The sequence below is a fragment of the Streptomyces sp. NPDC057854 genome (assembly GCF_042797055.1).
Lineage (GTDB): Bacteria > Actinomycetota > Actinomycetes > Streptomycetales > Streptomycetaceae > Streptomyces.
On sequence record NZ_JBHVMF010000023.1, the window covers coordinates 134,910 to 141,170 of the forward strand.

General features: G+C 74.7%; 7 protein-coding genes and 1 tRNA gene. 5 read left to right on the top strand and 3 right to left on the bottom strand.

The features are described from left to right. Positions 1-11 precede the first annotated feature (11 nt). The gene (locus ACFVQZ_RS28805) at positions 12-890 is read right to left on the bottom strand and encodes a MurR/RpiR family transcriptional regulator (protein WP_030498500.1); all 879 of its coding nucleotides are present in this window, start codon (positions 888-890) and stop codon (positions 12-14) included. Between the two features lie 264 nt (positions 891-1,154). Here ACFVQZ_RS28805 and ACFVQZ_RS28810 point away from each other — a divergent pair, with 264 nt between their 5' ends. Then, positions 1,155-1,757, top strand: a complete 603-nt coding sequence (locus ACFVQZ_RS28810) for a SixA phosphatase family protein (RefSeq protein ID WP_383627500.1) — start codon at positions 1,155-1,157, stop codon at positions 1,755-1,757. After that, complete coding sequence (locus ACFVQZ_RS28815; protein ID WP_030498502.1) at positions 1,754-2,746, top strand: glutathione S-transferase C-terminal domain-containing protein; 993 nt, start codon at positions 1,754-1,756, stop codon at positions 2,744-2,746. Before ACFVQZ_RS28810 ends, ACFVQZ_RS28815 begins: the two co-directional genes overlap by 4 nt. A 40-nt stretch (positions 2,747-2,786) precedes the next feature. On the opposite strand, the gene ACFVQZ_RS28820 is transcribed toward ACFVQZ_RS28815, so the two are convergent. Continuing rightward, entirely contained in the window at positions 2,787-4,013 is a 1,227-nt protein-coding gene (locus ACFVQZ_RS28820) for a PP2C family protein-serine/threonine phosphatase (protein ID WP_321193532.1), read from the bottom strand. Between the two features lie 503 nt (positions 4,014-4,516). On the opposite strand from ACFVQZ_RS28820, the gene ACFVQZ_RS28825 reads away from it, so the two are divergent. The 3 genes from ACFVQZ_RS28825 to ACFVQZ_RS28835 all read left to right on the top strand — a co-directional run bounded on the left by ACFVQZ_RS28825 (position 4,517) and on the right by ACFVQZ_RS28835 (position 5,784). Continuing rightward, positions 4,517-4,741 carry a DUF6458 family protein gene (locus ACFVQZ_RS28825; RefSeq protein WP_030498504.1) on the top strand — a complete coding sequence of 75 codons (225 nt, stop codon included), beginning with the start codon at positions 4,517-4,519 and terminating at the stop codon, positions 4,739-4,741. 65 nt (positions 4,742-4,806) lie between these two features. After that, positions 4,807-5,181 (top strand): PRC-barrel domain containing protein, encoded by a 375-nt coding sequence (locus ACFVQZ_RS28830; protein WP_030498505.1) that lies wholly within the window; start codon positions 4,807-4,809, stop codon positions 5,179-5,181. Between the two features lie 150 nt (positions 5,182-5,331). Beyond that, a complete protein-coding gene (locus ACFVQZ_RS28835; protein WP_030498506.1) occupies positions 5,332-5,784 on the top strand; it encodes an SRPBCC family protein in 453 nt (150 codons plus the stop codon). A 22-nt stretch (positions 5,785-5,806) separates the two neighbouring features. Here the strand turns inward: ACFVQZ_RS28835 and ACFVQZ_RS28840 are convergent. Then, positions 5,807-5,883: transfer RNA gene (locus tag ACFVQZ_RS28840), tRNA-Trp, on the bottom strand. Between the last annotated feature and the right edge of the window lie 378 nt (positions 5,884-6,261).

The window sequence follows — 6,261 nt, forward strand, 5'->3', positions numbered from 1 at the left end:
GCGGCCCCGCCTCACAGCAGCCCGGTGCGCCGGGCCACCCGCTCGGCCTCCTTCATCCGCTCGTGGCCGTCGCCGCCGATCCGGTCGAGGACGGCGGCGACCAGCGACTCGACGACCGCCATGGCAGGGGTCAGGCTGTCGTACGGGGAGTCGGAGGAGACCTGTGTGGTGAGCACGACGTCCGCGTGGGCGGCGGCGGGGGAGAGCCACGGATCGGTGAAGACGACGACCTTGCCGCCGCGCTCCCGGGCCAGTTCGGCGATGAGGGTCTTGTCCGCCTCGTAACGCCGGTAGTCGAAGAGGACGGTGACGTCCCGCCGGGCGAGCTGGGTGAGGAACGACGTGCGCTCCACGTCCTTGTGGGGCACCAGGCCCACCTGGTCCCGGAACTGCATCAGGTGCAGGCCCAGATATTCGGCGAGCAGGTGCGTGAAGCGCCCGCCCGCCAGGTGGACCCGGCGCCGGGGGTCGGCGAGGAGCGCCACCGCGTCCTCGAACTCGTGCGGCGCCACCTCGTCGAAGGTCTGCGCGACCGCCTGCCGCACCAGGGCGGCCCGCGCGCCGAGCGAGGTCGCGGAGGCGTCCGGCGGGGCGGCGTCCGGCTCCCGCCGCGCGGGCTCGGCCGCCGTGTAGAGGGTGATGGGCGAGGCGTTGCGCGCGTCGAGCTCCGCGCGGAGGGCCGCCTGGAGGTCGGGGAAGCCCCGGTACCCGAGCCGCCCGGCACAGCGGAGCACGGTGGGCGCCGACACCCCGGCCCGTTCCGCGATCGTCGCGACGGTCTCGAACACGGCGGCGGGATACCCCGCCAGGAGCACCCGGGCGACCTTCCGCTCCGCCGGACTCAGCTCTCCGAGCCGGCCTCGGATCTCGTCGGCCAGGGTGGGGCTCATCGGATTCCCTTCTCCGGAGGGACCTCTCACCGAAGGCTGCGCCCACCCGGCGGAGCCGTGCGGCCCGGCCCTCCCCTGTTTCAGAACGCGGAACTTGAGACCGCAAATGTACCGTCCATTACGGGGGCTGAACAGCCGCGGTCCCCGGCCCCGGACCCGCGGCGCGTGCCGGCGGCCGGACGGGGTAGGCGCAGGTCCCGGAGCGGAGACGGGCCGTACGCGGGCCCGGCGAGGCGGGTCGTACGCGGGTGGAAGGAGCGCGCCATGGCGGAGGAGTCCGGGCCCTCGCGGGCGGTGCCGGGAGGCGACGGGGTTCGGCTGGTGCTGGTGCGGCACGCGAAGGCCGTGCGCAAGGACCCGCGGATCGACGACTTCGACCGCGCGCTCGGCATGCGCGGCCGCCGGGAAGCGCCCCGGACCGGACGGTGGCTCGCGGAGTCCGGGTACGCGACGGACCTCGGCCTCGTGCTCTGCTCGCCGTCCCGCAGGACCCGCGAGACCTGGGAGCTCGCCGCGTTCGAGCTGGACGACCCGCCGCCCGCCGACCATGACCCGCGCCTCTACAAGACTCCGCCGGCGGAGCTGGTGTCCGTCCTGCGGGAGCGGGAGCGGGGCCGCGGCCTGCGCGCCGTCGCCCTCGTCGGCCACAACCCCGGCATCCACGAGCTGGCCGCCGGCCTGTGCGGGAGCGGCCCTCCGGACCTGCTGGAGCAGGTGCGGGACGGGTTCCCGACCTCGGGCGTGGTGGTGATCGAGCTGCCCGGCGGCTGGGAAGGGCTGGCCCCCGGCAGCGGACGGGTGAGCGCCCGCTGGTCACCCGCCGCGCCGGAGGGCCCCGGAAGAGGCGAGGAGGGCGCGGAGCGATGAGCGGCGAGGGCGCGTACGAGCGCGACCGCACGTACCTCACGACCCGGATCACCGCCGACGGGCGGGACGGCTTCCCCGTGGAACCCGGCCGCTACCGCCTGATCATCGCCCGCGCCTGCCCGTGGGCGAACCGCAGCGCGATCGTGCGGCGCCTCATGGGCCTGGAGGACGTCCTGCCGATGGGCGTCGCCGGGCCCCTGCACGACGAGCGCAGCTGGTGTTTCCACCGCGACCCCGGCGGCCGGGACCCGGTCCTCGGGATCACCTGGCTGAGGGAGGCGTACGAGGCCCGCTCACCCGGGTACGCGAAGGGCGTCACCGTGCCCGCGATCGTCGACGTGCCGACCGGCCGGGTGGTCACCAACGACTTCGAGCAGATCACCCTCGACCTCGGCTCCGAGTGGACCGCCCATCAGCGCGACGGCGCCCCGGAGCTGTATCCCGAACGGTGGCGCGACGAGATCGACGAGGTGGCCGGCGCGGTGTACCGGGACGTCAACGACGGCGTCTACCGGTGCGGCTTCGCCCGCACCCAGGCGGCCTACGACGAGGCGTACCGCAGGCTGTGGGACCGGCTCGACCGGCTGGAGGAGCGCCTGACGCGCAGGCGGTACCTGGTCGGCGACACGCTCACCGAGGCCGACGTCCGGCTGTTCCCGACCCTCGTCCGCTTCGACGCCGTCTACCACGGCCACTTCAAGTGCAACCGCCGGAAGCTGACCGAGATGCCGGCCCTGTGGGCGTACGCGCGGGACCTGTTCCAGACGCCCGGGTTCGGGGACACGATCGACTTCGCGCAGATCAAGGCGCACTACTACGTCGTCCACCACGACATCAACCCGACCGGGATCGTCCCCGCCGGCCCCGACCTCCGGGGCTGGCTCATCCCGCACCACCGCGACGCCCTCGGCGGCCGGCCGTTCGGCGACGGCACCCCGCCCGGCCCCCCGCCCCCGGCCGAACGCGTACCGCCGCTCACCCCGGAGTGAGGACGCGGCGGCACGACGGCCGGCGGCCCGGGGCCTGACGTCACCGGGAGTCGGGGTGCCAGGCGGCGAGGAGGATCGTGGCGTCGTCGCCGAGGCGCTGGTCCTGGTGCACGAGGAGGTGCTGGATCAGGCGCCGCAGCGCCTCGGGCGCGGGAAGGCCCTCGGTCAGGGCGCGGACCACGATGTCGGCCAGGCGCCGCTCCCCGAACAGCTCCCCGGCGGCGGAGCGCGCGTCGGTGACGCCGTCGGTGTACAGCAGCACCCGGTCGCCCGGTTCCAGCTGGGCCGTGTGGACGGGCGGCGGACCGACGCCGTGGCCGGCCAGGCCGAGCGGCGGGTGCGGGTCGGTGTCGAGGGCGCCGGTCACGATGCCCCGGTCGCGGATCAGCAGCGGCGCGGGATGCCCGCAGTTGATCCAGGCCAGCCGGCCGGTGGCGGTGTCGAGGTCGGCGATCACGCAGGTCAGCAGTCGTTCCGGGATCCAGCGCTCCAGCGTGCGGTCGATCTCCGCCGCGATGTCGCCGAGTCCGCCGCCGGCCCGCCGGGTGGACCGGCAGGCCGCCAGCGCCGCGGCGCTGCACCCGCCCGACGCGAGGTCGTGGCCCATGGCGTCCAGCAGCGTCAGGTGCAGCACGTCCCCGGCCAGGCTGTGGTCGTACGCGTCGCCGCCGATGTCGTACGCGGGTTCCAGGACGGCGCTGGACGTCACCGCCGCCGTGCCGATGGTCCGCGGCGGCATGAACGCCCACAGCAGCTCCGCCTGGAGGCTCATCGGCCGGGTGCGGGTCGTCGCGGCCAGGACGTCGCCGAACGGCTGCTTGGTCGCGAGGACCAGGGCGGTCAGACCGGCCAGGGCCTCGCTCCGGCGCAGGAGCGGCGCGTCGAGGTCCGGCGCGGTGACCCGCAGGACCCCCAGCCGGCCGACGCCGTCCACCACCGGGATCCAGCCCGTGCGTTCGCCGCCGTCGGCGTCCGGCCGGCCCAGCCGCACCGACTCGGTGCGGTACGCGAGTCCCGCGAGCGACGTGTCGACGGGCAGCGTCTCCAGCTCCACGGCCCCGGCGCCCGCCACGAGCCGGGAGGCCTGCTCGGGCGGCGGCAGCGCCACCAGGGCCCGCTGCTGGAGGTCGGCCAAGTAGACCCGCGCCCCGGAGAGCCCCAGCCGCCGTCCGGCGTCCGCCACCAGCAGCGGGATCGCGCGGGGCGCCAGCCGGTGGGACGCGGCCAGGACGTCCGCCAGGACCTCGCCCAAGGTGTCGCCTTCCACCGGCACCGCCCTTCGCCGCCGGTCGCCGGCCGAGCCCGGCGACCCCTCCCATCATGCGCCGGTACGGGCCCCGGGGCCGCCGGACCGTCCCGGATGCCCGGTTTGCCGTCCGGGGCGAAGGGCACGCGGACCCGCATGAGCGACGACGACACGCGACACCACGAGACGTCCGGACCCGACAGCCCCCGCCCGCCGCGGCACAGCCCCACGGTCGCCCCGACGCCGCCGCGGCAGCCCGGCACGGAGGAACCGGACGAGCGCCCGCGGACCGCGCCCCAGGCCCCGTCCACCGCCCCGCCCGCCCCGTCGGGCCCCGCGACCGGCTCCCCGGCCCCGGGCAGCCCCACGGTCGCCCCCACCCCGCCCGAACACGACGGCCCCCGGTCCGGAGACACCCGCCGGTCCGTCAACTTGCCCCGCAGTAAAGAGGAATGAGGCGGAATGACCCCGTAGGTCCCGGGTACGCGGACAGTGTCCAACCCGCAGGGGAGGAGCAACCAACCATGGGTCTGGGACTGTTCATCATCATGATCGCCGTCGGCGCGATCCTCACGTTCGCCGCCGACTGGGAAATCGAAGCCGTCGACCTCGATCTGGTCGGCCTGATCCTGATGGCCGTCGGCCTGCTCGGGACCGCCGTCTACACGAGTGTGCTGCGCCGGCGCCGGATGGTGGTCCCGCCGGTGGCGCCGACGGTCACCGACGACGACCGTCGTGACCTGCTCTGACGCGGCCCGCACGTCCGGCGCCGCGCCCCCCCCGTGAACCAGCGACAGAGGAGTGAGTGACAGCGATGACCGACCATCTGTGGTCCTTCAGCACCGAGTCCGGCCACCTGGCGGGGACCGACCTCACCGGGTGGCGGGTCGAAGCCGCCGACGGGCACATCGGCAAGGTGGACAAGCACTCCGACGAGGTCGACGACTCCTATCTCGTCGTCGACACGGGCGTCTGGATCTTCGGCAAGGAGGTCCTGATCCCGGCGCGGGCGGTGACCCGCGTCGACCTGGAGGAGCAGACCCTCCACCTCGCCCTGACGAAGGAACAGGTCAAGGACTCGCCCGAGTTCGTCTCCGACAAGCACCTCGCGGACCGGCAGTACCGCGAGGAGGTCGGCCAGTACTACCGCACGTCGTGGCCCTTCCCGGGCGGCATGGGCGGCGTCTGACCGGCCGCCGGCCCCGCCCGGCACGCGCATCACGTACGTACGCGCATCACGTACGTACGCGCATCACGTACGTACGCGCATCACGTACGTACGCGCATCACGTACGTACGCACATCACGCACAGCCGCAGCACGAGAGAAAGGTGTCGCCATGTCCAAGGTGGAGGAGTCGGTCGAGGTCGAGGTCCCGGTGCGCGCCGCGTACGACCAGTGGACCCAGTTCGAGACGTTCCCGCGCTTCATGGACGGCGTGGAGCGGATCGAGCAGCGCACGGACACGCTCACCCACTGGGTCACGGAGATCGGCGGGGTGCGGCGCGAGTTCGACGCCGTCATCACCGAGCAGATCCCGGACGAACGCGTCGCGTGGACGACGGTCGAGGGCGAGGCCCGCCAGGCGGGCGTCGTCACGTTCCACCGCCTCGACGCGACCCGGACGAAGGTCATGCTCCAGATGGACTTCGCCCCCGAGGGCCTGACCGAACAGGCGGGGGACAAGCTCGGCTTCGTCAAGCGCAAGGTGGCCGGCGACCTCGAACGGTTCAAGACGTTCATCGAGGACCGCGGCGGCCTGCAGACGGGCGGCTGGCGCGGATCCGTCTGAGGATCCGGCGCCGGCGCGCCGCTGGCAGGGGTGACAGGAGTCGAACCTGCGGCATCCGGTTTTGGAGACCGGCGCTCTGGCCATCTGAGCTACACCCCTTCGGTGTGCGGGAAGCCTCCCACGCCGACGGCACCCGCCGCCACCGGATATCGCGGCCCCCCCCGCACGCGCCCGCCCCGCTCGGACCCCCTCCGACGCGGGGCGCGCGCGTCTGAGGACCCGCCGGCTGATACGGCCCTGGTCGCCGGGCTCCGGCCAGGCCTCCAGCCCCGCGGCCTCCCGCCCCGCGGCCTCCGGCCCCGGGTGGGTTGGGCGGCCCGGTGCCCGGTGCTGGGCCCGGACCCGGCTCCGGTGTGGGGGTGGCGGCTCGTCGCCGCACTCGCCGGGCGGGGGCGCGCGGAGGTCGCGGCGACCGCCCGCGGGGGGGGGGTAAGTTGCCGCGCCCCCCCCCCGTGTGGTGCCGCCCCCCCGCCCCCC

What these genes read in the sequence shown, in the direction of transcription:
- ACFVQZ_RS28805 (WP_030498500.1), bottom strand. Translation starts at nt 890, where the DNA reads ATGAGCCCCACCCTGGCCGACGAGATCCGAGGCCGGCTCGGAGAGCTG.
- ACFVQZ_RS28810 (WP_383627500.1), top strand. Translation starts at nt 1,155, where the DNA reads ATGGCGGAGGAGTCCGGGCCCTCGCGGGCGGTGCCGGGAGGCGACGGG.
- ACFVQZ_RS28815 (WP_030498502.1), top strand. Translation starts at nt 1,754, where the DNA reads ATGAGCGGCGAGGGCGCGTACGAGCGCGACCGCACGTACCTCACGACC.
- ACFVQZ_RS28825 (WP_030498504.1), top strand. Translation starts at nt 4,517, where the DNA reads ATGGGTCTGGGACTGTTCATCATCATGATCGCCGTCGGCGCGATCCTC.
- ACFVQZ_RS28830 (WP_030498505.1), top strand. Translation starts at nt 4,807, where the DNA reads ATGACCGACCATCTGTGGTCCTTCAGCACCGAGTCCGGCCACCTGGCG.
- ACFVQZ_RS28835 (WP_030498506.1), top strand. Translation starts at nt 5,332, where the DNA reads ATGTCCAAGGTGGAGGAGTCGGTCGAGGTCGAGGTCCCGGTGCGCGCC.